Origin of the sequence: Streptomyces sp. MP131-18 (assembly GCF_001984575.1) — a bacterium.
In the GTDB taxonomy this organism is placed as follows: domain Bacteria; phylum Actinomycetota; class Actinomycetes; order Streptomycetales; family Streptomycetaceae; genus Streptomyces; species Streptomyces johnsoniae.
This window is the reverse complement of the sequence record NZ_LZNS01000001.1, coordinates 5,788,920-5,814,766: the sequence shown is the minus strand read 5'-3', so window position 1 is coordinate 5,814,766 and position 25,847 is coordinate 5,788,920. Positions and strand designations below refer to the sequence as shown.

Genomic DNA, 25,847 nt, shown 5'->3' with positions numbered 1-25,847 from the left:
GTCGGCCCGGGTCAGGGGATCAGCACGGTCTTGCCTGCCAGCTGTCCGGTGGCGGCCGGGTCGTGGACCGCGGCCGGGTCGGCCAGCTGCCGCTCGGCCAGCTGCCCGCCCTCGGCGTCGGCGGCCAGTTCGGCGATGCGGGCGAACCGGTCGGCGGCGCGGGCGTGGACCGCGGCCAGCTCGGCCAACGGCAGCCGTTCGGCCACCTCGATCACCAGCTCTCCGGCGTCGACGCGGGCGACCAGCTCGGCCAGCCGGGCCGCGTCGCTGCGCACGAAGGCGCGTACCGTCCGCACTCCGCGCCCGGCGTCCTCCGGGCCGGGGGTGGTCATGCTGACGAAGGCTCCGCCATCGGCGACCAGGTCCACCAGCCGCGCGTTCTCCGCCAGGCTGGTGGGCGCCAGCGAACCGGTCGAGCATGACGAGCATGAGATGCGGGCGACCCGTTCCTTGTGACACCACACCCGCGTGACGTGCGCCACAGCCAGGTGGACGTGCCGCGTCAGGGCTCGATCTTGCGGACGAAGACGAGGTGCGGGCCGACGCCCTCGATGACGAACTCCTCGCCCATGGCCGCGAAGCCCTGCCGTTCGTAGAAGCCGCGTGCCGCCAGGCGGCCGTTGCACCACAGCAGTTCCGCGCCGCGGGCCGCCGCCTCCGCGGTGGCCGCGGCCAGCACCGCCGCCCCGTACCCGCGGCCCCTGGCCTCGGGCGCGGAGGCCATGCCGCGGAAGCGGTGGGCCGTGGCGGAGGTGCCGGGCAGCGGGTCGGGGAAGAGCGTGATGCAGCCGAGCACCTCGGGAGCGTCGCCCTCGTAGGCGGCCAGGTGGAACGTGCCGGAGCGGCCGTCCTCGGCGAACTCGGCGGTCGCCCGCGCCAGCCCAGGGCGCAGCACGCGGTGGCGCAGGGCGAATATGTCGGCGAGCGGAACGACGGCGGTGCGGATCGGCATGGCCGCCACCCTACGTTCGCGGGCACGGGCGCGGATGCGGGGCGGCGGTCAGGGAGGCCAGCGGGGCGTCCGCGTCGGCCAGGGCGTCCGGGTCGACCGGCCGGCCGTCCCGTATCAGGCCCTGGATGGCGTCCGTGACACCGCCGACGTTCATGCTGAGCCCGGCCAGCACCCGGCCCTCCCGCAGCCAGAACGCGAGGAACGTGCGCGCCGCCACGTCGCCGCGGAAGACGACGCGGTCGTAGGAGCCGGGCGGGGCCCAGCCGGAGTATTCGAGCCCGGCGTCGTACTGGTCGGAGAAGAAGTAGGGCACGCGGTCGTAGGCGATGTCCTGCCCGAGCATGGAACGGGCCGCCGCCGGGCCGGAGTTGAGAGCGTTCGCCCAGTGCTCCACCCGCAGCCGCGGCCCGCCGCCGCCGACTCCGACCGCCGCGACGTCGCCCGCCGCGAAGATCCGCGGGTCGCTGCTGCGCAGCGAGGCGTCGACGGCGATGCCGCCGCTCTCCGCCAGGGCCAGGCCCGCGTGCTCGGCCAGCGCCGTGCGCGGTCCCGCGCCGATCGCGGCGAGCACGGCGCGGGCGGGCAGTTCGCGGCCGTCCTCGGTGCGCACCCCGGCCACCATGCCGTTGCGGCCGGTCACGGCGGCGGGCCGGGTGCCGAAGTGGAACGTCACGCCCCGTTCCCGGTGCAGCGCGGCGAGGACGGCGCCCAGCTCGGGCCCGAGCACGGCGTGCAGCGGCGCGGGCCCCGGCTCCACCACGACCACGTCGGTGCCCAGGCTGCGGGCGGCCGCGGCGACTTCGAGCCCGATCCACCCGGCCCCCGCGACGACCAGCGGCTCCCCCGCCCCGGCACGGCTGGTCAGTACGCCCCGCAGGTGGTCGGAGTGGGCCAGGCGCCGCAGGTGGTGCACCCCGGCCAGGTCGGTGCCCGGGATGCCGAGGCGCCGCGGCTCGGCGCCGGTGGCCAGCAGCAGCGCATCGTAGGGCAGGCGCGTGCCGTCGCCGAGCCGGACCTCGCGGCGGGCGCGGTCGACGGCGACGGCGGGCTGGCCGAGGTGCAGTTCGATGCGGTTGCGGGCGTACCAGGAGGGCTCGTGCACGAAGACGCTGCCGCGGTCGGCTCGGCCGGTCAGGTAGTCCTTCGAGAGCGGGGGGCGCTCGTAGGGCTGCTCGTGCTCGTCGCCGATGAGGATGACCCGCCCGTCGAAGCCCTCCTCCCGCAGGGTTTCGGCCGCCTTGGCCCCGGCCAGCCCACCGCCGATGATGACGAACGTCCGGTATGTACCGTGCACGCAGTGCCTCCCGCTTAAGGTCTGCCGTCGGAAGGAGACTGCCCCACCTGCGGCCATGCCGGAAGGGGGCAGGTCACCCCGGGCCGCCCCGCGGCTGGCTCGCAGCGGTCCCGCAGCGAGCCAGCCGCCGTCAGGTCCCGGCCAGCCGGGCGTGCAGGGCGCGGGCGCTGGCGTCCGTGAGCGCCGCCAGCTGGTCCACGATCACCCGCGACCGCGCCGTGTCCGTTCCCGCGGCGGCGAACAGCGCCAGGTACTGCGGGTCGAGCCCGTCGGGGGCACGGTCCTTCAGCGCCTCGGCCAGCTCGGTGAGCAGCGCGCGCTGCCGCACGCGCAGCAGCTCCTGCTCGGGCCGCTGCATGACGTGCACCTCGGCGACAGCCTTCAGCACGTCGCACTCCAGGCGCGTCGCGGCGGGCACCACGAGACCGGCCGCGTACCGCCCGAGCGGGCCGGGGCCGTACCGCTCGCGGGTGGCCCGCTCCGCGGCGAGGCAGAACCGGCCGATGAGCTGGCTGGTGGCGTCCTTCAGGCGGGCCTGCGCGAGGGCGCTGCCGTCGTAGGAGTGCGGCCACCACTCCTGCGCGGTCAGCCGGTCGAGGGCGGCGGACAGGGCGGCCGGCTCGGTGCCCGGCGGCGCGTAGCGCCGGGCGGCGACCGCGCAGACCTCCGCCCGCTCGGGGCCGGCGCGCAGCGCGGCCGGGGACAGGTGCCCGGCGTGCAGGCCGTCCTCCAGGTCGTGCACCGAGTAGGCCACGTCGTCCGACCAGTCCATCACCTGCGCCTCGAAGCACCGGCCGCCCGCCGGGGCGTGCCGCCGCAGCCATGCGAACACCGGCAGGTCGTCCGCGTACACCCCGTATTTGGGCGAGGCCGGGTCCTCGGGGTGGGCGCCGCGCGGCCAGGGGTACTTCGTCGCCGCGTCGAGGGTGGCGCGCGTCAGATTGAGCCCGACGGAACGGCCGTCCGCGCCCGCGAACCGCTTCGGCTCAAGACGGGTGAGCAGCCGCAGCGACTGGGCGTTCGCCTCGAACCCGCCGCAGGACGCGGCGATCCGGTCCAGCACCCGCTCCCCGTTGTGGCCGAACGGGGGGTGCCCGAGGTCGTGCGCGAGGCAGGCGGCCTCCACCACATCGGGGTCGCAGCCGAACGCCGCCCCGAGGTCGCGCCCGACCTGTGCGCACTCCAGGGAGTGCGTCAGGCGCGTACGCGGGGCCGCCTCGGCGTCCGGCGCGTCCGGCGTGACGACCTGCGTCTTCCCGGCCAGCCGCCGCAGCGCCGCGGAGTGCTGGACGCGGGCGCGGTCGCGCTGGAAGGCGGTACGGCCGGGGCGCTTGTCCGGCTCGGGGTCCCAGCGCTCCGCCGCGGCCTCGTCGTACGGGGCGGCGGCCTCGCGGGCGGCGGGCCGGCAGGCGTCTCGGGCGGCGTGCATACCCCGAAGGTAACCGGGCGAACCGACAGGCGCGCGCGGCGGCTTCAGACCGTGGCGGCCAGCACGGGCCCCGGCGGGTAAGGACCGGTGCGCGCGCCGCGCGCCTGGTCGTAGCGGTGCAGCAGCAGGCGCGCGAGCGCCGGGTGCGCCCCCAGCGGCGCCGCCACGACGCCGGGCGCGGCGGCGGCGCAGCGCGCGGCGAACAGTCCTGGCGCGACGAAGCAGGAGGCCACGGCCACCTCGCGGTGGCCTTCGGCGCGCAGTTCCTCGACGGCCAGCGGCACGGTCGGGGCCGCCGCGGAGGCGTAGGCGGGCCGCACCGGGGCGCCGCCGAGGCGGGCCGAGAGCATGCGCGCCGTGTACCGCGTCCCGGCCGCGGACTCCGGGTCGCGCGACCCGGCCGCCGCGAGCACCACCGCGGTGCCGCGCCGGTAGCCCGCTTCGGCGAGGCGGCTGTGCAACGCCTCGGCCAGCAGCGGATGCGGGCCGAGCGACCCGGCGGTGACCACGTTCAGATGACCGGCCTGGGCGACCACGCCCGGGATGTCGTGCTTGACGTGGTAGCCGCGGCTGAACAGCAGCGGCACCAGCACCGCGTCGCCGCGCAGCCGGGCGAGCGTGTCGGCCAGCAGCGGCCGGTCGGTCTCCAGGTGGCCAAGCTCCACCCGCGTGCCCGGCCGCATCGCCCTGACCAGGCGGATCAGCGCCGATACGGACCGCAGCGCCCCCGGTTCCGGGGAGCCGTGGGCGACGGCGACCAGGGTCGGCGCGGGGCGGGCTGTCCTCATGCCGCCAGCCTGCGCCCGCGGCATTTCGGACGTGTTGCACCGGTGTCACCAAACGCCGCCCGGCTCCTCACGGGGCCCGCGGCCCGCGGTTGAGCGGGCCGCCGCGGCCGGGTAACGCGGCGGGCGACGTCGCGTAACACGCGCGGCGCACCATGCCGGTATGAGCGCTCCCGCACCGGCCGTCACGGACACCCACTGCCCGTACTGCGCCTTGCAGTGCGGCATGTCGCTGCGCCAGGAGCCTGCCGCCCCCGGCGGACTCGACGTGGTGGAGCGCACGGCGTTCCCCGTGAACCGCGGCGCGCTGTGCGGCAAGGGCCGCACCGCCCCCGGCGTGCTGGCCGCGGGGGCCCGGCTGACCACGCCGCTGGTGCGCCGCGGCCGTTCCGGCCCGCTCGAACCCGCCGGCTGGGACGAGGCGCTCGACCGCGTCGCGGCGGGCCTGGCCGGGGCCCGCGAGCGGCACGGGCCGGACGCGGTCGGCGTGTTCGGGGGCGGCGGCCTGACCAATGAGAAGGCGTACGCGCTGGGCAAGTTCACGCGCCTGGTGCTCGGCAGTTCGCAGATCGACTACAACGGCAGGTTCTGCATGTCCTCGGCCGCGGCGGCCGGGACCCGCGCGTTCGGGCTCGACCGCGGGCTGCCGTTCCCGCTCGCCGACATCCCGCGCACCGGCTGCGTCCTGCTCGTCGGCGCCAACCCGGCCGAGACGATGCCGCCCGCGCTGCGCTACTTCACCGAGCTGAAGGCGAACGGCGGCACCTTGATCGTCGTCGACCCGCGCCGCACCAGGACCGCGGAGCAGGCCGACCTGCACCTCGCGCCGCGCCCGGGCACCGATCTGGCGCTCGCGCTCGGCCTGCTGCACCTGGTGGTGGCCGAGGGCCGCACGGACGAGGAGTTCATCGCTGCCCGCACCGCCGGCTGGGACGAGGCGCGGGCGGCGGCGATGGCGCACTGGCCCGAGCTGGTCGAACGGATCACCGGGGTGCCCGTTCCGCAGCTGCGCGCCGCGGTGCGGATGTTCTGCGAGCCGGAGGCGGCGATGGTGCTGACGGCCCGCGGCCCCGAGCAGCAGTCCAAGGGCACCGACACGGTCGGCGCGTGGATCAACCTGTGCCTGGCCACCGGCCGCGCGGGCCGCCCGCGCTCCGGCTACGGCTGCCTGACCGGGCAGGGCAACGGGCAGGGCGGGCGGGAGCACGGGCAGAAGGCCGACCAGCTGCCCGGCTACCGGCTGCTCGCCGACGCCGCGGCCAGGGAGCACGTGGCGCGCGTGTGGGGCGTCGACCCGGAGGTGCTGCCGGGGCCGGGGCGCAGCGCGTACGAACTGCTCGACGCGCTCGGCCGCGACACCGCGGACGGCGTCCGGGCCCTGCTGCTGATGGCGTCGAACCCGGTGGTGTCCGCGCCGCGCGCGGCCCACGTCGAGGAACGCATGCGGGCGCTGGACTTCCTCGTGGTGTGCGACGTGGTGCTCTCCGAGTCCGCCGGGCTCGCCGACGTGGTGCTGCCGGTCACGCAGTGGGCGGAGGAGACGGGCACCCTCACCAACCTGGAGGGCCGGGTCCTGCTGCGCCGCAAGGCCGCCGAGCCGCCGGCCGGCTGCCGCAGCGACCTGGCGGTGCTGAACGCGCTGGCCGCGCGGCTCGGCTGGGAGAAGGGCTTTCCGGTGGACCCGGAGGAGGTGTTCGAGGAGCTGCGCCGCGCCTCGGCGGGCGGCAAGGCCGACTACTCGGGCATCACCTACCGGCGGATCGCCGAGGAGGACGGCGTGTTCTGGCCCTGCCCCGAGCCCGGCACCGAGTCCGGCCCCGAGCCCGGCACCGGCGGCGGCCCCGAGCCCGGCACCGGCGGCGGCCCAGGCCGGGCCGCCCAGGCCGGGCCGCATCCGGGGACGCCGCGGCTGTTCCTCGACCGCTTCGCCACGCCCGACGGCCTGGCCCGCTTCGCGGCGGTCAGCCACCGGCCCGCCGCGGAGGAGCCGGACGCCGAGTACCCGGTGTTCCTGACCACGGGGCGGGTGCTCGCCCAGTACCAGTCCGGCGCGCAGACGCGGCGCGTGGCGGAGCTGAACGCGGCGGCGCCCGGACCGTTCGTGCAGCTGCACCCGCAGCTCGCCGAGCGCCTCGGCGCCCGCGACGGCGACCGGCTCGCCGTCGTCTCGCGGCGCGGCCGGGCCGTCGCCCCGGCCCGCATCAGCCGCGACATCCGGCCGGACACGGTGTTCATGCCGTTCCACTGGCCCGGCGAGGGCCGCGTCAACACGGTGACCAATCCGGCACTCGATCCGGCGTCGCGGATGCCGGAGTTCAAGGTGTGCGCGGTACGGGTGGAACGGGCGGACGCGCCCGCGGGCGGCGCGGCCCGCGGCGCGTGAACCGGTCGGCCGTCCGGGTTGCGGGCGGCCCGCCACCCGGCAGCATGGGTGTCATGAATGACCTGACCTTGCTCGCCGAACAGCATCTGACCCTGGCGCACGGGGCGGACCACGGCCGCAGCGCCCATCTCTTCCTGCACGACGGCCCGTTGCGGCAGAGCGTGATCGCCCTGGTGGCCGGGGCCGAGCTGGAGGAGCACAACGCCCCGCCCGCGGCCAGCCTCCACGTGCTGCGCGGCAGGGTGCGGCTGCACGCCTCCGACGGCGACACCGACCTGGCGGCGGGGCAGGTGATGTCCGTTCCGCAGGGCAGGCACGCCGTCACCGCGCTCGACGACGCGGTGGTCGTGCTGACCACGGTCACCGCGAACCAGGAGCCCGTCGTCGTCTACGACACCCGCCGCGGCACCGGCACGGCGTAGCGGCGTAGCGGAGCGACGGGCCCGGCGGCGCGCGTTCGGGAGTCTTGTCGGTGCTCGGGGGTAGGTTCGAAGGGCACGCGCGGACCGGCCGCGCGGGGACCGGAGGGGGCACAGGTCATGGGACGGCTCAGCCGTCTGGACCGGCGGATCTTCGAGCGGGTCGCCGCCGCCCACCCGCCGGCTCTCCAGTCCTTCCTGCCGCGGCTGAGCCACGCGGCGGACCACGGGCGGCTCTGGCTCGGCGCCGCCGCGGGCCTGGCGGCGGCGGGCGGCAGGCCGGGGCGGCGCGCCGCGCTCCGCGGGGTGGCGGCGCTGGCGCTCGCCTCGTTCACGACCAACACGATCATCAAGTACGCCACCCGCCGCCAGCGGCCCCTGATCGACGCGGTGCCGCTGGCCCGCAGGCTCGCCCGCCAGCCGCTGACCAGCTCCTTCCCCTCCGGGCACTCCGCGTCCGCCGCGGCCTTCGCCACCGGCGTCGCGCTGGAGTCCGGCCGCCACGGCGCCGTCGTCGCGCCGGTGGCCGCGGCCGTCGCCGGCTCCCGGGTCTACGTCGGCGTGCACTACCCCTCGGATGTGGTCGCCGGCTGCCTGCTGGGCGTGAGCGCCGCGCTGGCCACCGCTCACTGGTGGCCGCGCCGCCCGCCGCCGGGCCGGCTGGTGCACCACAGGGCCGAGGCGCCCGCGCTGCCGGAGGGCGAGGGCCTGGTCGTGGTCATCAACGAGAGCGCGGGGCCCGGCGCAGCGGACAGCGACGCCGACCGGCTGCGCGCGACGCTGCCGAAGGCGGAGCTGGTGCAGCGCACCGGCGAGACGGACCTGGGCGAGCTGCTGGACGAGGCGGCGGAGCGCGCCGCGGCGCTCGGCGGGGCGCTGGGGATCTGCGGCGGGGACGGCAGCGTCAACGCGGCGGCGGCGCGGGCCGCGGCCCGTGGCCTGCCGCTGGCTGTCTTCCCTGGCGGCACGCTCAACCACTTCGCCCTCGACACGGGGATACACACCTTCGCGGACACCGGCGGCGCGGTGTCCGGCGGCGACGCCATCCGCGTCGACCTGGCCCGCGTCCGGCCGGTGGACGGCGCGGAGGGCCAGGACCACCACTTCCTCAACACCTTCAGCCTCGGCCTGTACCCGGACCTCGTGCGCATCCGCGAGTCGCTGGAGCACCGCATCGGCAAGTGGCCGGCGGCGGCCGTGTCGCTGGCCCGCGTGCTGCGCACCGGCCGCCCGGTGGAGCTTGAGCTGAACGGGCAGCCCCACCGGCTGTGGCTGCTGTTCGCGGGGAACGGGCTGTATTCGCCCGAGGGCTTCACGCCCGCGCACCGCACGCACCTCGACGACGGGCTGCTCGACGTGCGGATGGTGGCCGCCGACAAGCGGCTGGCGCGGACCCGCATCGTGCTGTCCGCACTGACCGGCACGCTGCCGCGTTCGCACGTGTACTCCTCTTCGCGGCTGCGGTACCTGCACCTGTCGAAGCTGGGCGAGGGCACCGGCATCGCACTCGACGGCGAGGCCGGTCCCGCACCCGAGTCGGTGCTGCTGGACAAGCTCCCCGGCCGCCTGACCGTCTACCGCCCGGCCCGCCCGGGCGACGAGCCCCTGCCGGGCCCGGGCGGCGGACTGTGAGGGTGCGGCGAGCGCCGGGGCTCACTCACCGCAGGGGGCAGGCCGCGTCGGGGTCGGTGCGGTTGGGGCAGCTGACCAGGGCCAGCGACAAGAAGCGGTCGCCGCCCACGTAGCAGCCCCAGGACACGTCGCCGCCCCAGCTCAGCGTGCCGAGAGCCCGCTCGCGCCGCACCCGCAGGGGCGGCCACCACCGCGCGCCGTACTCACCGGCCCGCTCGGCAAGCCAGTCCACGGCCTCCTCCGGCTTCTCGAACGTGGCCAGGACCAGGTGCGGGGGCCTGCGCAGCCAGTGCGCGACGAGCAGCGGCGGCGTCACGGCGGAGCCGAACGGCTCCGCCGCCGGCCGCCGTTCGGCCTCCCGGTCGAAATCCGCCCGGCGGCCGAGCCACACGTAGGCGTGCGCGTGCCGCACGTTCAGGCCGACAGCCCGAACCGCACGGGGTCAATCCCGGCCGCGGCCAACTCCTCGGCGGTGAAGCGGAGCGGCTCCGCCGAGGGCCGCTTGCTGTCACCGAGCGCGTAGGCGCCTTCGACACCCGGGATGGGCGCGAGCGTCACACACGTCTCGGGCGCATCCGGCGGATTCCCACCGCAGGGAGTGTGGAACGCCGCTCCGCCGAGCGGGACACCGTACAGGTCACAAGTCGCCATGAGACCCCTGCCTTTCGATTCGGTTCGTCGAGTAGAGACGAATGGAAAGGTAGGGACGACGCAGAGACGTCGGCTACGAATGTGCGCCAACTTGCGCAGCGCTCACCCGAGCGCGTCAACCGCGGCCGTAATACGTGCGCGGGCGGCCGGGCCGTACACGGCCATCTCGGCGAGTGCGGCAAAGGTCCGTTTATAAATGGCGACCTCACTGGGCTGGGTGACGGTGACCTCTGCCGTTGCCAGTTCCACCTGCACACTGGTCTCGTCAAAGATCCAGAATCCTTCCAGCGGCCACATCACCCGATCCGCGCTCGCCGGAATAATCCCAAGGCTGACTTGTGGCAGCGAGGCCAGGACCAGAAGGTGGCCGAGCTGGGCAGACATCACATCGCCGCCGCCCACTCGTGTGCGCAGCACCGATTCCTCCAGCAGTACGGCGAATCGGTGATCCCCCTCGTAAAGCACCCGTTGACGCGTGACGCGTGCCGCGACGGCCGCGTCCGTGTCGTCGGGCAGCTGCCGGAAGGCAATAATCGCTCCCATCAGCGCCCGCGCGTACGCCTGTGTTTGGAGGAGTCCGGGGACCACACCGGGTTCATAGACTCGGAAGCGGCGAGTACTTTCGTACAGCGGAACCGCGTTCTCCTGATGCTGCCGAAGCCCGGTGCGGCACAGACGCTGCCATTCGAGATACATACCCTCTATGCCGTGCGCGGCGGCGATAAGGTCCTCCACCTGCTGTTCCGCACCGCAGTGGTGGACCCATGTCCGGATGTCACCGATGGAGGGAGATGTCTTGCCGTTCTCGATACGCGAGCACTTGGACTCGTGCCAGCCGGCCAACTTGGCCAGCGCCCGCGCAGTGAGGCCCGAATGCTTCCGGACCTCGCGCAGACGCTGGCCGAGTGCTTGCCTGGCGTGCTGAACGCTGGAGGATGAGGGCACGGCACCAGTGTGAGGGGTTCCCCTGCCGGTCAGCTCAGCCGGTACTCCTCATGCGGGACGGCACGGGACCAGATCGCCTCGAACGCAGTGCCACACAGCTTGATGACCGCTGGGTCCTCGACCAGTTCGTGCGCATCGACGGGAGCCAATTCGCCCTCCCCGTCAAAGTGGTGCACGAGCAGCACTTCTTCGTCGAACAGCCAGAAATCGTTCCCCGGAAGGGCAAGGTCGGTGGCCTGCCGCCGGGGCAGCCATTTGACCTTCTCACCGGCTGCCACATTCGGGTCGGTGACATGATGCTCGAATCTGATGTAGTCGCTGACCGGCTCGGAAACGATGCGTGCCCTGCGAACCTCGATTCCCCGGTCGGTGGACTCCCGCATCAGCCGCAGCCAGGGACGGCGCTCGGGATCGAAGTCCTCGGCGGTTTTCCGCTCGCCACGAGCCCATGCGATGTAACTCGGGTCGGACTTCATGTAGCCGTCGCGCATCTCCAGATGCCACGCCGAACGGCGGCACTTTTGAAACAGCTCCCGGATGGATGGCGCCTCAGCCACCATTCACCTCCTTGAAGAAGCGCATCATGCGCCTGGGAAGCTCGATCACGGTTTCGTGCTCCGGCAGGTCGATTTGCGAAAGCCGATCGTGGTCGATCACCTTCCAGGACTGCACCAGGTAGGTGTCACGAGCATCGTCGTAATACACCGTCGGCGAGTTCCCGTCCCGGCTTTCCGGGTCTTTGCCGAGCATATGAAGTGCCACTCCGTCTCCCTCACTGCAGATGATCGGTGAACGCTCAGCATGCCCGCGAGCGCAAGGAGTTACCAGCGACTTGCGCGAACTTGCACAGTCGCGGCAACTCCAACGTGTCCGTTGGGGGGGCAGGCCCCCCATAGGTGCTTCCTCAGGCGGCGCCGAGCGGCAGTGTTGTCGTGGCCGGTCGCGTGGCGCCGGAACGGGCCGGGCCGGCCAGCCGTGCCGCTTCTCGTCGGGTCGGGGCTGTAGGGCGCGGTCAGGAGGTGCCCGCCCCCGCGCCGCGGGGCGGGCGTTGGCGGGGGTCGACCCGGCGGGCGGCCCACAGGACCGTGGTGCGGGTCCAGTCCACCTCGGCCCGGACCCCGAGTTCGTCCAGCACCGCCCGATGCAGCCGACGCCACAGGCCGACCTCGGTCCATGCCGCGAAGCGGCGATGTGCGGTGGCGGAGGACGTGCCGAACGTCGGCGGCAGATGCCGCCAGGCACAGCCGCTGGTCAGCACGTACACCACTGCGGTGAACACGGCCCGCTCGTCACGCGGAGCGGTCCCGCCACCTTGCGGCCGAGCCGCGAACGGTGGCAGTAACGGGGCGACCAGCTCCCAGAGTTCAGATCAGCACTCACGTCCGGCATCATGCCGCTCGAACATCAAGACACGTGGGACGGCCTTCTATGCCTTGACTGATGCGGCCGATCTGGCGGCCTGCTCGATCTTCGCGCAGTAGGCATCGCGGGCTTCCTCATCGATCTGCATCTCGTGTTCGGGCCGCATCCCGGTTCGGCCGTCGACGCCTTCGCGCAGGATGTCGGCATGCCCGGCATGCCGGTTCGTCTCGCCGAGGACGTGGACCAGGATGGCGAACAGGTTCGTGTTGCGATAAGGCTCCGGCCACCACGGCACGTGGCCGGGGGCATCGAGGGCAAGCTCGTCGATCGTCGCGTCTGAGTGTTCCCACGTGCGCCGGTAGAACCCGATGATCTGATCGCGCGCCTCGTCCTCAGCCGCCCACAGATCGCTGCCGTCATGGTCCTGCCACCGGGACAGCGGTTCCGGGGAAGGCCGGTCGAAGACCTCGCCGAAGTACCTGGCCTCGACGCTGGCCACGTGCTTGACCAGGCCGAGGAGGTTGGTCCCGGTCACTGTCAAAGGTCGGCGGGCGTCGTATTCGGACAAGCCGTCGAGCTTCCAGAGCAGCGCCTCGCGGTCCCGCCGCAGTCTCCCGTGCAGGGTGTCCTTCGCGAATTCATCGATCACGCGGCATGAGCCTGCCATGGGCTACTCGTGGCCTCAAGATCCCGTACGTGGACCGCAACGACCGGCAGAGCCAAAGCCTGGCCATGGCCACCGCCCCGAGCTACTCAAGAAGCTCGCGGAACTTGCCACGTGAGACAACCTCTGAGCACCGTGGGCAAGGGCCGGAGTTGTGGGTACAGCCGGAGACGGCGCGGGTGTTCCTCGTGGGCGTCGTCAGCGGCACGCTGGACGCGTAATCCTCCGCCGCGGTCGTTACCAGACGTCGCCGTCGCGCCAGTCGCAGACCAGTTCGGCGGTGCGGTCCAGGGGGACGGCCGGCGTCGGGAGGACGTGGACGCCGTCGTCGTCCTCCTCGGTGCGGGCTATGCCCATCGGTGTCAGAGCGAACGTCGGGCCCTGCCACGGGAGCCAGCCGCGGGAGACATACATCCGGCGGCCCTCGGCCGACGAGGACAGCGCGCCCAGATCGTAGGCGTTACGGATCACCCGTTCCAGCGCGGCCATGAGGGCCCCGCCGTGCCCGCGTCCGCGGTGGTCGCGGTGGACGGCGACGCCCTCCACGTAGCCGGCGCGCAGGGCGCGGCCCGCGTGCAGGAGGCGGCGCTGCACGACCGAGGCGTGGCCGATCAGGTCGCTGCCCGCCCACAGCAGGGCATGCACGCCGCCGAGGGCGTGTTCCCAGTCCAGCTCGGTCAGATCCCCGTCGAACGCCTCGTCGAGCAGAGTCCTGGCCGCGGCCAGCGTCGTCGCGTCCAGGTCGGCGGTGTGAGCGGTACGCACCTCGGTCATTTTCGCGTCTTCCTTGTACGTCATCGGGCCGCTGCCAGCGCGCGGGTGCCGGCGGTGCAGCTCTCCGTCAGGCGCGTCAGCTCGGCGGGCGGCAGCCGTCCCGCGGCGCCGCGCCGGGTGGGGTCGAGGTGGGTTCGGGCCGCGGCCAGCCAGTCGCGCGGCGCGGGCACGCCCAGGAAGGCGGCCAGGCGGGTCAGTTCACCGGCCGGGTCGTTCAGCAGGTCCTCGTAGGCCAGCACGGAGCGCTGCGCGCCCGGGACCTCCCCGAGGTGGCCGACGCCCTCGGTGATCAGCTCCGACCACAGCGTGCCGAAGCGCACCGGCGACATGTCGGCGTGCGCGCGCAGCGCCGCCGCCGGGCGCTGCTCCGCCCCGGGTGCGTCCCGTATCGCGCGGATCACGCGGTAGCCGACGTGGCGGCTCATCGACAGCGCGCAGTCCGGGCCGTTGCGGTGGAGGTGGACGAACCGGGCGGCGGGGAACGCCGCGTGCAGCCGCGGGACCCAGCGCAGGGAGTAGCCGGAACGCTCCACCACCGCCTCGCCGCCGAACCGGGCCCGCAGCAGGCCGATGAGCGCCAGATGGTGAACGGCCGCGGCGCGGGCCGGCCAGGCGGCGATCTCCCCGGCCAGGTCGCGCAACACGGCCTCCGGTTCGCCGGTGAGGTGCGGCAGCACCATCAGGCACAGCGCGGGGCTGCCCGGCCGCGGGCACAGGAACTCGGGCATCGGCACCCCGTCCCTGATCATCGCGTCGAAGGCGAAGTGCGGCTCGGCGAGCAGCCGCAGGAACGTCCGCCCGTCGATCGGGTGGGCGGGCAGGGCCACGTCGGGGTCGCCGAGGGTGGAGAGGTATTCGTTGAGGCTGAGGATGTCCGGGTGCTGGTTCAGGACGCGGGACAGCGCGGTGGAGCCGCTGCGCCCGGTGCCGACGACGAAGGTGAGCGAGGTCATGGTCCGCACGGGCGCAGCGTAGCGGGCTCACAGCCCGCGGGCGTGGGCGCTGAGGGCAGCGTTGCCTATGAGAAACGGCAGTGATGCCGATGGGTAACAGCGCCCGCGCACGCTCGGGGCATGGGTACGACAAGGCGTGTGGTGGTCGTGGGCGGCGGGATGGCCGCCGCGCGGCTCGCGCAGCAGCTCGGCGGCCGTGAGGGCTGGGCCGTGACGGTGCTGGGCGAGGAGCCGCACGCGCCCTACAACCGGGTGCTGCTCGCGGACGTGCTGGCCGGCCGGTACGCGCCCGGGGTGCTCGCGCTGCCGCGCCCGGCAGAGGGCATCGCCTGGCGGACCGGGGTGCGGGTGGTGCGGATCGACCGTTCCGCGCGGGTGGCCGTCTGCGAGGACGGCACCGCCGAGGCATTCGACGCACTGGTGCTCGCCACCGGCTCGAATCCGGTACTGCCGCCGCTCCAGGGCCTGTTCACGCCGGGCGGCGGCGAGCCGTCCGGGCTGCCGGCCGGCGTGCACGCGTTCCGGACGCTGACGGACTGCCTCGCGCTCGGCCGGGAGGTGCGCGAGGGCGCGCCCGCGGTGGTGATCGGCGGCGGGCTGCTCGGCGTGTCGGCGGCCCGCGCGCTGGCCGCCCGCGGCGCCCGGGTGGTGCTCGCACAGCAGGGCGAGCACCTCATGGACCGCCACCTGGACGCGGGTGCGTCGGCGCTGCTGCGCGCGCATCTGGCGGACCTCGGCGTGGAGGTGCACACCGAGTGCCGGGTCCGCGGCGTGCGCGCGGCGGCGCCCGGCGGCCGGGTGACGGCGGTCGAGCTGGCGGACGGCTACCTGCTGACCGCCGATCTGGTGGTGCTGGCCTGCGGCGTCCGCCCCCGCACGGGCCTGGCGCGCGCGGCGGGCCTGGCGACCGGGCCGCGCGGCGGCATCGCGGTCGACGACGCGCTGCGCACCCGCACCGACCCTGACGTGTACGCGCTCGGCGACTGCGCCGAGCACGACGGCGTGCTGTACGGGCTCGCCGGGGCCGCCCAGGACCAGGCCGACGTGCTGGCCCGGGTGCTGGCCGGCGAGCCGGGCGCCGCGTACACCGGCACCCGCGCGCTGGTGCGCCTGACGCTTCCCGGGCAGGAGGCGTTTCCCGGGCAGGAGGCGTCCGCGCCCGCCGGGCCCTGGGCGGGGCCCTGGGACGTGGCCGCGTTCGGGCAGCCGGACCCCGCTCCCGGGGACGACGTCGTCCAGCTGGCCGACGCGACGCGCGGCGCCTACCGGAAGATCGTCGTCCGCGGCGACCGGCTGCGCGGCGGGATTCTCGTCGGCGACCTGGGGAGCGTCGGAACCCTGGCCCGCGCCTGGGAGGGCGACGAGCCGCTGCCCACCACGCCGCTGCTGCACCTGCTGACCCACGACGGAGGGTACTGACGCATGTCCACGACCACCGAGACCATCGTGCTGATCGGCCACGGCATGGTCGGCCAGCGCTTCCTCGAAGAGCTGGCCGACCGGGGGGTCACGGCCCGCGCCCGCGTCGTCGTGCTGTGCGAGGAGCCGCGGCCCGCGTACGACCGGGTGCACCTCACCTCGTACTTCTCCGGCACCTCGCCCGAGGAACTGTCCATGCTGCCCGCCGGGTTCGCCGAACGGCACGGCATCGACCTGTACGTGGACGACCCGGCCGTGGCCGTCGACCGGGCGGCGCGCGTGGTGACGGCGCGTTCTGGGCGGACGTTCCGCTACGACACGCTGGTGCTGGCCACCGGCTCCGCCCCGTTCGTCCCGCCCGTGCCAGGACGCGACAGCACCGGCTGTTTCGTGTACCGCACCGTCGAGGACGTGCTGGCCATCGAGGCGTACGCGAAGGACGCGGCGACCGGCGTGGTCGTCGGCGGCGGGCTGCTCGGCCTTGAGGCGGCGGGTGCGCTGCGCGGCCTCGGGCTCGCCACGCACATCGTCGAGTTCAACCCGCGGCTGATGGCACTCCAGGTCGACGAGGGCGGCGGAACGGCGCTGCGCCGCACCGTCGAAAACATGGGCCTCGTCGTGCACACCGGCGTCGGCGGGCAGGAGATCACCGCGGGCGACGACGGCGCGGTGACCGGGATGGTCCTCTCGGACGGCTCCACGGTCGCGGCCGACCTGGTGATCTTCTCGGCCGGGGTCAGGCCCCGCGACCAGCTGGCGCGCGAAGCGGGCCTGGCGACCGGCGAACGCGGCGGCGTCGTCGTGGACGAACGGTGCCGCACCGAGGACCCGGCCGTCTACGCCATCGGCGAGTGCGCCCGCGCCGCGGACGGCATGGTGTACGGGCTGGTGGCGCCCGGCTACGAGATGGCCGCCGCGGCGGCGGACGCCATCGCCACGGCCGGGGACACCCGGGCAGCGTTCCGCGGCGCCGACACCTCCACGAAGCTGAAACTGCTCGGCGTGGACGTGGCGTCCTTCGGCGACGCGCACGGCCGTTCCGCGGGCTGCCTGGACGTGGTCTACTCCGACTCGCGCTCCGGGGTGTACAAGAAGCTGGTCATCGGGCAGGACGGCACGCTGCTCGGCGGCGTCCTCGTCGGCGACGCCGACGCCTACGGGCTGCTGCGCCCGCTGACCGGCAGCGTGCCGCCCGCGGCGCCCGAACAGCTGGTGCTGCCCGCGGGACTGGCCCCGCCGACGGCGCTCGGGCCCTCGGCGCTGCCGGACGACGCGGTCGTCTGCAACTGCCACAACGTCGCGAAGGGCGCCATCAGGGCCGCCGTCACCGAGCAGGGCTGCACGGGCGTTCCCGAGGTGAAGCGGTGCACGAAGGCGGGAACGGGCTGCGGCAGCTGCCTGAAGGTGCTCGGCCAGCTGGTGGACGACGAGCTGGCCGCGGGCGGCGTGGCGGTCGACACCGGCCTGTGCGGCTGTTTCGCGCACACCAGGCAGGAGTTGTACGAGATCGTGCTGGCGCTGCGCGTCACCTCCTACCGGCGGCTGCTCGACGAGCACGGGCGGCCGGAGGCGCGCGGCGGCGACGGCTGCGAGACGTGCAAGCCGGCCGTGGCCTCGATCATCGCCTCGCTCGCCCCGGCGATCGGCGCGGACGGCTACGTGCTGGGCGGCGAGCAGGCCGCGCTCCAGGACACGAACGACCACTTCCTCGCCAATCTCCAGCGGAACGGCTCCTACTCGGTCGTGCCGCGCGTGCCGGGCGGCGAGATCAGTCCGGAGAAGCTCATCGTGATCGGCGAGGTCGCCCGCGACTTCGGCCTGTATACGAAGATCACCGGCGGGCAGCGCATCGACCTGTTCGGCGCCCGCGTCGACCAGTTGCCCGCGATCTGGACGCGCCTGGTGGAGGCGGGCTTCGAGTCGGGGCACGCCTACGGCAAGGCGCTGCGGACGGTGAAGTCGTGCGTGGGCTCCACGTGGTGCCGCTACGGAGTGCAGGACAGCGTGCGCATGGCGATCGACCTGGAGCTGCGCTACCGCGGCCTGCGGTCCCCGCACAAGCTGAAGTCGGCGGTGTCCGGCTGCGCCCGCGAGTGTGCCGAGGCGATGGGCAAGGACTTCGGGGTGATCGCCACCGCGAACGGCTGGAACCTGTACGTCGGCGGCAACGGCGGCGCCACCCCACGGCACGCGGACCTGCTCGCGCAGGACCTGTCCGATGCCGAACTCGTGCGGCTGATCGACCGGTTCCTGATGTTCTACATCCGCACGGCCGACCGTCTTGAGCGCACCTCGGTGTGGCTGGAGCGGATCGAGGGCGGGCTCGCGCACGTGCGGGACGTGGTGGTGCACGACTCGCTCGGCATCTGCGACGAGCTGGAGACGCTGATGGCCGCCCACGTCGCGAACTACCGCGACGAGTGGGCCGAGACCCTGGGCGACCCGGAGAAGCTGCGGCGCTTCGTGTCCTTCGTGAACGCGCCGGGGGCGCCCGACCCCACCGTCCGGTTCGTCGCGGAACGCGAGCAGGTGAAGCCGGATCTGACGATACTCGCCGGGCCGGTGCTGCCGGTCCGCACCCTGGAAGGGAGCAGCGCGTCATGAATGTGGAGCTGGAAGTGACGGCGGGGCAGTGGATCGCGGTGTGCGGCCCGGCGGAGCTGACGCCGGGGCGCGGGGTGGCCGTGCTCCTGCCGGACGGCGGGCAGGCGGCGGTATTCGCGGACCGCGGCGGCCGGACGTACGCGATCGGCAACCGTGACCCGTTCACAGGCGCGTATGTCCTCTCCCGCGGCCTTGTCGGCTCGACGGGCAACGGGGGCAGCCCGTTCGTCGCCTCCCCGCTGCTGAAGCAGCGGTTCGACCTGGCCACCGGGGCCTGCCTGGACGACCCGGACCCGGGCCGTTCGGTGCCGGTCTACGCCACCCGCCGCGGCCAGGCGAGGCCCTAGCCAGTGGCCCGAGTGGCCCGAGTGGCCCGAGTCGCGTCGCCGCCGCCTCGCCGACTGCGGCAAAAGGCGCGAGAGTGGACGGAGGCCGCACGGGAGCACGGGAGCACGGGAGGCAGCGAACGCCATGACTCGCCCCATCACCGCCGGCGTGGACGGATCGCCGCAGAGCCTGGCCGCCGTGGACTGGGCGGCCCGGGAGGCGGCGCACCGCGGGCTGCCGCTGCACCTGGTGCACGCCTGGCTGACCGAGCCGCTCTACGTGCCGCCCGCACCGGACGAGGAGGCGGCCCGAGCCCTGCTCGAACGGACCGCGGCCGGGATCGCGGCGGCGCACCCGGACGTGTCCCTGACCACGGAGCTGGTCCCCCAGGTGGCCTCGTCCGGACTGATCGACAAGGCGGCGGAGGCCGAGCTGACGGTCCTCGGCTCCCGCGGGCACGGGCCGGTCGTCGGCTTCCTGCTCGGCTCGGTGGGCCTGCCGGTGATCGCCCATACCGAACGCCCCGTGGTGCTGGTGCGTTCGGAGCCGCAGGAACGGGAGGGGGACGAGGCGGAGGGCGAGGTCGTCGTCGCCGTCAAGGACGCGGGACCGGCCGCGCTGCCGCTGCTCGACTTCGCGTTCACCACGGCGGCGGCGCGCGGCTCGGGCGTACGCGCCGTGCGCGCCTGGGGCACGCCGTCACTGTTCGGCGCCGACGTGCCGGACAGCCTGGAGGAGAACGCCGGTGCGGCCAAGGACCTGGAGAGCGCCGAGGGCGACGTGCTCTCCGGCGTGCTCGCGCCGTGGCGGCAGCGATTCCCCGGCGTGCCGGTGACCGAGCACCTGCGCTTCGGCAACGCGGCCGAAGTGCTGCTCTCGGCGGCCGCGTTCCGGGCCGGGCTCGTCGTCGTGGGCCGCCGCCTGCGCCGCCCGCTGCTCGGCACCCGCATCGGCCCGGTCGCGCACGCCGCCCTGCACCACGCCCGCGCACCGGTCGCGGTCGTCCCGTACCGGGACGAGGAGCCGCTCGGCCCGGAGGGTCACGAACCCGGCTGATGCGGCTCGTGGGGCAGCGGCAGCAGCCGCTCCTCGCCCGGGGCGATGTCCACGCTGTCGTCCGCCAGCACCACGCGCACCGACGTCTCCTCCCCGCGCGGCACGCCGATCCACAGCTGGCCCGGCTTCATCCGCACCCGCACCGCGACCCCGCGGTGGCGCACCGAGAAGCCGAACGCCGAGAGTTCGGGCACCGGCGCCGGGTCGAGCCACAGCGCGCCCTCCCGCGTCTGGAGTCCCGCCAGCCCGCGCTGCACCAGGTCGAGCGTGCCCGCCATGGCCCCAAGGTGGATGCCCTCCGCCGTCGTTCCGCCCTGGAGGTCCGACACGTCGCTGGCCAGCGCCTCCTTCAGGTGCGTCCACGCCTCGCCGTGCCGCACCCGGGCCAGCACCCAGGCGTGCACGACACCGCTGAGCGTCGAACCGTGGCTGGTGCGCGCCAGGTAGTAGTCGACGGTGCGGCGCCACGCCGCGTCGTCCACCTCGTAGCCGAGCCGGGCGAACAGCTCCGCCAGTTCGCCGGGCGAGAAGAGGTAGCCGAGCATCAGCACGTCCGCCTGCTTGGACGCCTGGTAGCGGTTGACCGTGTCGCCCTCGGCCTCAAGCAGCCGGTCCAGGCGCCTGATGTCCCCGTACCGCTGCCGGTAGCCCTCCCAGTCCAGCTCGCGCAGCTCGCCGTAGCCGTCGAACTGGCTGATGACGCCCCGGTGGAACGGCACCAGGAGCCGCCGCGAGACGTCGTCCCACCGGTCAAGTTCCGCCGGCTCCAGGTGGATGCGCGCGAACAGTTCGCGCCGGCGTGACGCGGGCAGCGTGCGCGCCAGGTCGAGCGCCCGCGCGAGCACCCAGGCCGCCGTGACGTTGGTGTACGCATTGTCGTCGAGCCCCGGTTCCGGCGCGTCCGGGTAGCCCTCGTGGTACTCGTCCGGGCCCACGACCCGGCGGATGCGGTAGCGCTCGCGCGCGCCGTCGTACGCCGCGCACGCCGCCCAGAACCGGGCGATCTGGAACAGCATCTCCGCACCCCTGGTGTGCGTGAACTCGGTGTCGCCGGTGGCCTGCCCGTACCGCCACACGTTGTACGCCACCGCCGAGCCGACGTGGTGCTGGAGCCGTGAATTGTCCGGGAGCCAGCGGCCGGAACGCGGGTTCAGGTGCACCTCCGGCGTCTCCTCGCGCCCGTCGCTGCCGCTCTGCCACGGGTACATCGCGCCCTCCCGGCCGGCGTCGCGCGCCGCCCGGCACGCCGCGGGCAGCCGCCGGTAGCGGTAGGTCATCAGCGATCTGGACAGCTCGGGGAAGTGCAGGTTGAGGTAGGGCAGTACGAACAGCTCGTCCCAGAAGACGTGCCCCCGGTACGCCTCCCCGTGCAGGCCGCGCGCCGGGACGCCGACGTCCAGGTCGGCGGTGTGCTCGGGCGACAGCGTCTGGAGCAGGTGGAAGAGGTGCAGCCGCAGGATGTGCCCCGACTCCCCCGGCACTTCGAGATCGGCGCGCCGCCACAGCCGTTCCCACGCCGCGGCGTGCGTGTCCAGCAGGCCCGCGAAGTCCGGTGCCCGCCGCAGCCGTTCCACCGCCGCGCCGAGCGGGCTGCTGATCGCCGGGTCCTTCGAGGTGTGCAGCGCGACTGTCTTCTCCACCGTGACCGGCCGCCCGGGCCCGATCGGCAGCCGCAGCCGCTGTTCGGCGCGGGAGTCCGTCAGCCGCGTCCGCACCTCCGGCGCCGGGCCGTCCGCGCCGGCATCCGCGCCGGCGCGCGTCCTGGCCGCCATCACCACCCGCACGTCCGACGCGCGGGTGCGGCAGCGCAGCCACACGATGTCCGGCTCCTCGTCGCCGGTGCTCATGTGCGTCAGGTGGCGCGAGGCCAGGTCCCGGTAACGGGCGACGCCCGTGTTCCGTGCCGCCGTGCCGTCCAGCGCGGAGTCCACCTCGATCGTGCCCGACCAGTCCTCCGCGGTGAACGTCGTCCGCAGCGCCGCGAGGTGCGGGTCCGCCATGTGCACGAGGCGGGACTGCTCCACGCCCAGGTGCCGCCCGTGCGGGTCGCGGAACCGCACGGACCTGCTCAGCGTGCCGCGCCGCAGGTCCAGCGTCTGCCGGTAGCGCAGCAGCCCGGCCGGATCGTCGTCCGGCGTGAACCACGTGCCGTCCGGACCCTCGTCCGGGTGCGGCCGGAAGCGGAACGCCGGCCAGTTCGGCAGGTTCACCACGTCCTCGTGCTCAAGATCGCGCCCGGCCAGCGTCGTCGTCAGCCGGTTGTACACGCCCGCCGCGTACGTGCCGGGGTAGTGCGCCGGGCCCGCGACCGTCTCGGGCGCCGCGCCGCGCGTCGCGAAATACCCGTTACCCAGCGTGCACAGCGCCTCGCGCAGCCGTTCCGTGCGCGGGTCGTAGCCCTCGTACTCCCACGTCCACTCCGCCACCCGCACCTCACCTCCCGGGGCCGAGCAGTTCGGCCAGATCGTTCACGACGAGGTCCGCCCCGTTCCGCAGCAGGTCGCCCGCGCCGGTCGGCGCCGCCGACCGGTCCACGCCCACCACCACGCCGAAGCCGCCCCGCCGCCCCGCCTCGACGCCGGCCAGCGCGTCCTCCACGACCGCGGCGGAGGCGGCGGGGACGGACAGCCGCCGCGCCGCCTCGAGGAACAGCGCCGGGTCCGGCTTGCCCGGCAGGCCGAGCCTCGCCACGTCGTTGCCGTCCACGACCGTCAGCAGCAGCGACCGCACCCCGGCGCGCGCCAGCAGATCACGGGCGTGCCGCGAGGCGGACACCGCGGCGCAGCGCACCCCGGCGCCGTGCAGCGCGGTCAGCAGCCGCACGGTGCCGGGGTAGACCTCGGCACCGCCCTCGTTCAGCATCCGGACGAAGATCCGCTCCTTGCGCGCCGCGACGGCGCACACGCTCCCGGTGCCCGGCTCGTCGTCCGGATCGCCGACCGGCAGCCCGAGGCCCCGCGCGTCGAGGAAGGCGGCGGCGCCGTCCAGGCGCGACTTCCCGTCCACGAAGCGCCGGTAGTCCTCCCCCGCGTCGAACGGCGGCTCCACCCCCGGCACCGCGTCGAACGCCTCCTTCCACGCGGCGGCGTGCACCCGGGCCGAGTCGGTGATCACCCCGTCGGTGTCGAACACCACCGCGCGGCACGTCCACAACTGCGGGACCGTCGTCATCACTCCATGGGAACCCGCGCCCGCCGCCCCCGCAATTCGCCGGAGCCGCGGAACCCGGCCGGGTTCAATCGAGGGGGACGCGGCGGCCGGTCACGCGTTCCGGGTGCAGCCGCACCCACAGCTCGGACGCGTCCCGTTCCTCCTCCCCCGCCCGTGCGCCCGTGCGCCCGGCCAGGGCGGCGACCTCCGCCGGGTCGGTGATCTGCCGGGGCCTGCCGACGACGAGCACGCTCCAGCCGACGCCGCGCAGCTCGTCGAGGTGGTCGACCTCGAACGCGGTCTCCGCCGCCTCGCGCACGCACGAGACGCCCGAGCCGTTCGCCTTGACGCGGAAGACGATCGCGCCGTCGACCAGGCTGTAGGTCACCGGCACGATCGCCGGCCCGCTCGCCGTGTCCAGGGCGATGCGGCCCACATTGTGCTCCGCGACCAGCTGGTAGCACTCGTCGGTGTCCAGCTCGATCAGCCTGCCGTGCGGGGCGGCGTGCTGCCCCGCGGGCTGCGGCTCGACGCCGCTCAGCTCGGACACGGTCGTGTCCAGCGCCCTGGCCACTCTGGTCAGCGACGCCTGGCTCGGCGAGGCGGGCCGCTCCTCCAGGTAGCGCAGGTACTGCGGCGCGACGCCCGCCCGGTCGGCCACGTCCTCGCGGCTGAGCCCCAGCTGCTCGCGGCGCAGCGCGACGCGCCGCCCGATGTCACTGCGATGATTACGCGTCTCATCGCCCACCGGCATCACCTCCGACCCAACCCCCAGGATGGCCGGACCGGGCTCAGCCCGCTCGTCGGGCAGCGCGGCGCGCACGCCCACAGGCGGAACGGGTAGCCGAAACGGGGATGCCGCAGGGTGCCGAGCTCGCGGGCCCGGACGCCGAGGTAGCTGCCGCAGAGGGCACAGTGCATACCCATGAGCTGGTACGGCCCCAGCCGTTCCAGCGGCGGCAGCGGCTCCCCGTTCACCGCACGCCGCCCCACGGAGAAGCGGTTAAATCCTGCACGACTGATATCTGCCCACCAATGCGGGTTCCGACCCGGATGAGACCACTCCGCGATCAGCCCGTTACCGTGTGCACGCCGAATTGGCATCCTGCGCAGGTCAGCCGAGCGGCGCCGGCCCCACGGGGCCGCCGGCGATGGAGTCGCGGCAGGCCGCGCAGGAGGGGTCCGCGCAGCGCGTCAGCGTCTGGTCGGCCCGCAGCGCGGCGACCGCCGCCGCCAGCGCCCGGGCGGCCGGGTAGGCCGTCCACCGCGAGGCGCGCACCATCCGCGTCGCGGCGCAGTGGCGCAGGTACGGCTCGAACCGGGGGAAACCCTCGGAACAGGAACCGGAAGACCTCGCCGCCGGGCCGCCGCGCCCAGCGGACGAACAGGCGGCGTCCGGAACGCTGTTCCGCCAGGTGCAGGGCCGTCATCCGGCTCAGCCCGACGCCCAGCAGCAGCACCGTGCCGCCCGCCGCCGCCAGCGCGCGGACCGGCCCGTAGACGTCGGACGGGCTCTGTGCCGCGGCCAGCCCGGCGGCGAGCGGGCCGACGGCGGCGAAGGAGTCCAGCGGGTGCAGCCCGCGGTGCACGCCCCCGCGCGCGAGCACCGCGGCGGGCAGCGCCCCCATGGCCGGGTCGACGAGCCCGCAGTCGACGCGGAACGCGTGCCCCGGCGGCCGCGCTGACTCGTCGGGCGGCGTCGCGTAGTCGGTGCCGTTGCGCCCTGGCCGCAGGTGGGCCGGGGCCGCCGCCAGGAAGAACGACTCCGTGAAGGCCGGCACGAGGACCGTGCGCCCGCGCCCGAGCAGCGCGTCGAGCACGCCGTCCGGGCCACCCTCGACCGGCTCGCCGAACGACCGCAGCGACGCGTGCACCATCACCGGACGGCCGGGCGGCAACAGCTCGTCGGCCACCGCCGCCAGCTGCGGAACGGAGAGGGTCATGCGCGGCAACGCTAGTGCCGCGTCAGTCAAGGTTTGCCCGTCAAGGAGCGGCGATCCGGTGCGGTGCTCCCCCAGGCCCTTGGGGGCCTGGGAGGTGCCCCCACCGGCGCCGGATCGCAGCTCGTACGTGGGGGCACCTCCCGGACGAAGTCTGGGGGACGTACTCGCAAGATTCGGCAACGCAGCGAGGTGCCGTGCGCATGGGGGCACCTCCCAGCCCCCAGAGGGGGCTGGGGGAGTCGCGACGGGGCGAACCTTGGCTGACGGGGCGCTAGCCTTGGCGCGTGAGCCCTGTCGATCTCGCTCCCGAGGAGGAGCCGGCCCACGGGCCGCGGCCGGTCCGCGATCCCGCCACGGAACGGCTGCACCGCCTCGCGGCCCAGGTGCGCGACGAGCTGGCCGGGGCCGGTCTCGGCGGTGCCGCCGTGCGCGTCGCGCGCGGCGGTGTCGACGTCGCCTGGCCGGGCACGTGCTGCCCGGCGGGCGCGCAGCGGCTGCTCGCCGCCGCCGGCTTCGAGCCGGTTGCGGTGGACGGCGTGCTGCGCGTGACCGGCCGGGTGCGCGGCGATGTGCGGCTGCGGCCGCTGGACGAGGCCCTGCTGCGACGCCTGCTCGCGGCGGCCGTCGCCGACGCCGACCCGCTGGATGTGATGCCGCCGGTCGCGGGCCCGCCCGGCTGGACACGGGAGCGCCGCGAGGCGTTCGTGCGCTTCCACCGCTCCCGTTCGCTGTCGGCCAGGCCCGTCGAGTCCACCTACGCGATCGTGCTCACCGGGCCGGACGGCGCGGGTGGTGCGGGCGGTGCGAGCGGCGTGGTGGGTGCCGCCCGGCTCGCGCCGGTGGCGGAGGAGCCTGGGTCGGTCGAGGCCGGCGTGTGGCTCGGGCGCTCCGTGCGCGGGGCGGGGGTGGGCGGCGCGGTGCTGCGGCAGCTCGCCGGGATCGCGCGGGCCGGGGGCGCGGTGCGGATGGTGGCCGAGACGACCCCCGACAACATCGCCTCGCAGCGCATCCTGTCCGCGCTGTGCGCGAGCGTGACCCGCCACGACAACGCCGTCACCGCACGCCTCGGCCTGGGCCACGCCCCGTCCTGACCCCTGCCGCGGCG

26 protein-coding genes are annotated in these 25,847 nt (G+C 74.6%); 8 read left to right on the top strand and 18 right to left on the bottom strand.

Translation table 11 applies throughout. The annotated features are described in order from the left end of the window. Positions 1-11 precede the first annotated feature (11 nt). From STBA_RS26235 to STBA_RS26215, 5 genes are all read right to left on the bottom strand, one after another. A complete protein-coding gene (locus STBA_RS26235; RefSeq protein ID WP_216355974.1) occupies positions 12-482 on the bottom strand; it encodes a zinc-binding dehydrogenase in 471 nt (156 codons plus the stop codon). Between the two features lie 20 nt (positions 483-502). Then, positions 503-952 carry a GNAT family N-acetyltransferase gene (locus STBA_RS26230; RefSeq protein WP_077063612.1) on the bottom strand — a complete coding sequence of 150 codons (450 nt, stop codon included), beginning with the start codon at positions 950-952 and terminating at the stop codon, positions 503-505. A 10-nt stretch (positions 953-962) separates the two neighbouring features. Next, positions 963-2,246 carry an FAD-dependent oxidoreductase gene (locus STBA_RS26225; protein WP_077061572.1) on the bottom strand — a complete coding sequence of 428 codons (1,284 nt, stop codon included), beginning with the start codon at positions 2,244-2,246 and terminating at the stop codon, positions 963-965. Positions 2,247-2,376: 130 nt separating this feature from the next. Then, entirely contained in the window at positions 2,377-3,675 is a 1,299-nt protein-coding gene (locus STBA_RS26220; RefSeq protein ID WP_077061571.1) for a deoxyguanosinetriphosphate triphosphohydrolase, read from the bottom strand. A 44-nt stretch (positions 3,676-3,719) separates the two neighbouring features. After that, a complete protein-coding gene (locus STBA_RS26215) occupies positions 3,720-4,463 on the bottom strand; it encodes a CbiX/SirB N-terminal domain-containing protein (RefSeq protein WP_366510887.1) in 744 nt (247 codons plus the stop codon). 160 nt (positions 4,464-4,623) lie between these two features. Here STBA_RS26215 and STBA_RS26210 point away from each other — a divergent pair, with 160 nt between their 5' ends. The 3 genes from STBA_RS26210 to STBA_RS26200 all read left to right on the top strand — a co-directional run bounded on the left by STBA_RS26210 (position 4,624) and on the right by STBA_RS26200 (position 8,894). Then, complete coding sequence (locus STBA_RS26210; RefSeq protein WP_077061569.1) at positions 4,624-6,843, top strand: molybdopterin oxidoreductase family protein; 2,220 nt, start codon at positions 4,624-4,626, stop codon at positions 6,841-6,843. A 44-nt stretch (positions 6,844-6,887) separates the two neighbouring features. Continuing rightward, positions 6,888-7,265 carry a cupin gene (locus STBA_RS26205; RefSeq protein ID WP_171987793.1) on the top strand — a complete coding sequence of 126 codons (378 nt, stop codon included), beginning with the start codon at positions 6,888-6,890 and terminating at the stop codon, positions 7,263-7,265. 117 nt (positions 7,266-7,382) lie between these two features. Further along, complete coding sequence (locus tag STBA_RS26200) at positions 7,383-8,894, top strand: bifunctional phosphatase PAP2/diacylglycerol kinase family protein (RefSeq protein WP_077061568.1); 1,512 nt, start codon at positions 7,383-7,385, stop codon at positions 8,892-8,894. 25 nt (positions 8,895-8,919) lie between these two features. On the opposite strand, the gene STBA_RS26195 is transcribed toward STBA_RS26200, so the two are convergent. From STBA_RS26195 to STBA_RS26150, 9 genes are all read right to left on the bottom strand, one after another. Continuing rightward, positions 8,920-9,306, bottom strand: a complete 387-nt coding sequence (locus STBA_RS26195; protein ID WP_079252178.1) for a hypothetical protein — start codon at positions 9,304-9,306, stop codon at positions 8,920-8,922. 2 nt (positions 9,307-9,308) lie between these two features. Then, positions 9,309-9,545, bottom strand: coding sequence for a DUF397 domain-containing protein (locus tag STBA_RS26190; protein ID WP_077061566.1), 237 nt, complete (start codon positions 9,543-9,545; stop codon positions 9,309-9,311). Positions 9,546-9,647: 102 nt separating this feature from the next. Continuing rightward, a complete protein-coding gene (locus tag STBA_RS26185) occupies positions 9,648-10,490 on the bottom strand; it encodes a helix-turn-helix transcriptional regulator (protein ID WP_077061565.1) in 843 nt (280 codons plus the stop codon). A 29-nt stretch (positions 10,491-10,519) separates the two neighbouring features. Further along, positions 10,520-11,047, bottom strand: a complete 528-nt coding sequence (locus STBA_RS26180; RefSeq protein WP_107485272.1) for a DUF6879 family protein — start codon at positions 11,045-11,047, stop codon at positions 10,520-10,522. Continuing rightward, entirely contained in the window at positions 11,040-11,252 is a 213-nt protein-coding gene (locus tag STBA_RS26175; RefSeq protein ID WP_077061563.1) for a hypothetical protein, read from the bottom strand. Before STBA_RS26175 ends, STBA_RS26180 begins: the two co-directional genes overlap by 8 nt. Positions 11,253-11,502: 250 nt before the next feature. Next, on the bottom strand, positions 11,503-11,844 hold the full coding sequence (locus STBA_RS26170) for an IS5/IS1182 family transposase (protein WP_077061562.1): 342 nt from the start codon (positions 11,842-11,844) through the stop codon (positions 11,503-11,505). Positions 11,845-11,916: 72 nt separating this feature from the next. After that, a complete protein-coding gene (locus STBA_RS26165; RefSeq protein WP_077061561.1) occupies positions 11,917-12,501 on the bottom strand; it encodes a DinB family protein in 585 nt (194 codons plus the stop codon). Between the two features lie 252 nt (positions 12,502-12,753). Next, entirely contained in the window at positions 12,754-13,290 is a 537-nt protein-coding gene (locus tag STBA_RS26155; protein WP_077061559.1) for a GNAT family N-acetyltransferase, read from the bottom strand. 20 nt (positions 13,291-13,310) lie between these two features. Further along, a complete protein-coding gene (locus STBA_RS26150; protein WP_077061558.1) occupies positions 13,311-14,243 on the bottom strand; it encodes a sulfotransferase in 933 nt (310 codons plus the stop codon). 120 nt (positions 14,244-14,363) lie between these two features. Here STBA_RS26150 and STBA_RS26145 point away from each other — a divergent pair, with 120 nt between their 5' ends. The 4 genes from STBA_RS26145 (at position 14,364) to STBA_RS26130 (ending at position 19,649) form a co-directional block, all read left to right on the top strand. Beyond that, positions 14,364-15,662: an FAD-dependent oxidoreductase gene (locus STBA_RS26145; protein ID WP_077061557.1), complete on the top strand. Its 1,299-nt coding sequence runs from the start codon at positions 14,364-14,366 to the stop codon at positions 15,660-15,662. 3 nt (positions 15,663-15,665) lie between these two features. Further along, on the top strand, positions 15,666-18,266 hold the full coding sequence (gene nirB / locus STBA_RS26140) for a nitrite reductase large subunit NirB (protein ID WP_077061556.1): 2,601 nt from the start codon (positions 15,666-15,668) through the stop codon (positions 18,264-18,266). Continuing rightward, the gene (locus tag STBA_RS26135; RefSeq protein ID WP_077061555.1) at positions 18,263-18,613 is read left to right on the top strand and encodes a nitrite reductase (NAD(P)H) small subunit; all 351 of its coding nucleotides are present in this window, start codon (positions 18,263-18,265) and stop codon (positions 18,611-18,613) included. Before nirB ends, STBA_RS26135 begins: the two co-directional genes overlap by 4 nt. A gap of 124 nt (positions 18,614-18,737) precedes the next feature. Beyond that, positions 18,738-19,649, top strand: coding sequence for a universal stress protein (locus STBA_RS26130; RefSeq protein WP_077061554.1), 912 nt, complete (start codon positions 18,738-18,740; stop codon positions 19,647-19,649). On the opposite strand, the gene STBA_RS26125 is transcribed toward STBA_RS26130, so the two are convergent. From STBA_RS26125 to STBA_RS26110, 4 genes are all read right to left on the bottom strand, one after another. Further along, the gene (locus STBA_RS26125; protein WP_077063610.1) at positions 19,634-22,075 is read right to left on the bottom strand and encodes a glycosyl hydrolase family 65 protein; all 2,442 of its coding nucleotides are present in this window, start codon (positions 22,073-22,075) and stop codon (positions 19,634-19,636) included. The genes STBA_RS26130 and STBA_RS26125 overlap by 16 nt on opposite strands. Before the next feature lie 7 nt (positions 22,076-22,082). Beyond that, positions 22,083-22,820 (bottom strand): HAD-IA family hydrolase, encoded by a 738-nt coding sequence (locus STBA_RS26120; protein WP_077061553.1) that lies wholly within the window; start codon positions 22,818-22,820, stop codon positions 22,083-22,085. A gap of 64 nt (positions 22,821-22,884) precedes the next feature. After that, complete coding sequence (locus tag STBA_RS26115; protein WP_253195006.1) at positions 22,885-23,547, bottom strand: pyridoxamine 5'-phosphate oxidase family protein; 663 nt, start codon at positions 23,545-23,547, stop codon at positions 22,885-22,887. A 322-nt stretch (positions 23,548-23,869) separates the two neighbouring features. Further along, positions 23,870-24,742 (bottom strand): AAC(3) family N-acetyltransferase, encoded by an 873-nt coding sequence (locus STBA_RS26110; protein WP_216355973.1) that lies wholly within the window; start codon positions 24,740-24,742, stop codon positions 23,870-23,872. 284 nt (positions 24,743-25,026) lie between these two features. Between STBA_RS26110 and STBA_RS26105 the strand changes: the two genes are divergently transcribed. Continuing rightward, a complete protein-coding gene (locus STBA_RS26105; protein WP_253195004.1) occupies positions 25,027-25,833 on the top strand; it encodes a GNAT family N-acetyltransferase in 807 nt (268 codons plus the stop codon). Positions 25,834-25,847 lie beyond the last annotated feature (14 nt).

Excerpts from the sequence above, each read along its gene's own strand:
- STBA_RS26230 (WP_077063612.1), bottom strand. The coding sequence starts at position 952 with ATGCCGATCCGCACCGCCGTCGTTCCGCTCGCCGACATATTCGCCCTG.
- STBA_RS26220 (WP_077061571.1), bottom strand. The coding sequence starts at position 3,675 with ATGCACGCCGCCCGAGACGCCTGCCGGCCCGCCGCCCGCGAGGCCGCC.
- STBA_RS26215 (WP_366510887.1), bottom strand. The coding sequence starts at position 4,463 with ATGAGGACAGCCCGCCCCGCGCCGACCCTGGTCGCCGTCGCCCACGGC.
- STBA_RS26210 (WP_077061569.1), top strand. The coding sequence starts at position 4,624 with ATGAGCGCTCCCGCACCGGCCGTCACGGACACCCACTGCCCGTACTGC.
- STBA_RS26205 (WP_171987793.1), top strand. The coding sequence starts at position 6,888 with ATGGGTGTCATGAATGACCTGACCTTGCTCGCCGAACAGCATCTGACC.
- STBA_RS26200 (WP_077061568.1), top strand. The coding sequence starts at position 7,383 with ATGGGACGGCTCAGCCGTCTGGACCGGCGGATCTTCGAGCGGGTCGCC.
- STBA_RS26190 (WP_077061566.1), bottom strand. The coding sequence starts at position 9,545 with ATGGCGACTTGTGACCTGTACGGTGTCCCGCTCGGCGGAGCGGCGTTC.
- STBA_RS26155 (WP_077061559.1), bottom strand. The coding sequence starts at position 13,290 with ATGACCGAGGTGCGTACCGCTCACACCGCCGACCTGGACGCGACGACG.
- STBA_RS26150 (WP_077061558.1), bottom strand. The coding sequence starts at position 14,243 with ATGACCTCGCTCACCTTCGTCGTCGGCACCGGGCGCAGCGGCTCCACC.
- STBA_RS26145 (WP_077061557.1), top strand. The coding sequence starts at position 14,364 with ATGGGTACGACAAGGCGTGTGGTGGTCGTGGGCGGCGGGATGGCCGCC.
- nirB (WP_077061556.1), top strand. The coding sequence starts at position 15,666 with ATGTCCACGACCACCGAGACCATCGTGCTGATCGGCCACGGCATGGTC.
- STBA_RS26135 (WP_077061555.1), top strand. The coding sequence starts at position 18,263 with ATGAATGTGGAGCTGGAAGTGACGGCGGGGCAGTGGATCGCGGTGTGC.
- STBA_RS26130 (WP_077061554.1), top strand. The coding sequence starts at position 18,738 with ATGACTCGCCCCATCACCGCCGGCGTGGACGGATCGCCGCAGAGCCTG.
- STBA_RS26120 (WP_077061553.1), bottom strand. The coding sequence starts at position 22,820 with ATGACGACGGTCCCGCAGTTGTGGACGTGCCGCGCGGTGGTGTTCGAC.
- STBA_RS26110 (WP_216355973.1), bottom strand. The coding sequence starts at position 24,742 with ATGACCCTCTCCGTTCCGCAGCTGGCGGCGGTGGCCGACGAGCTGTTG.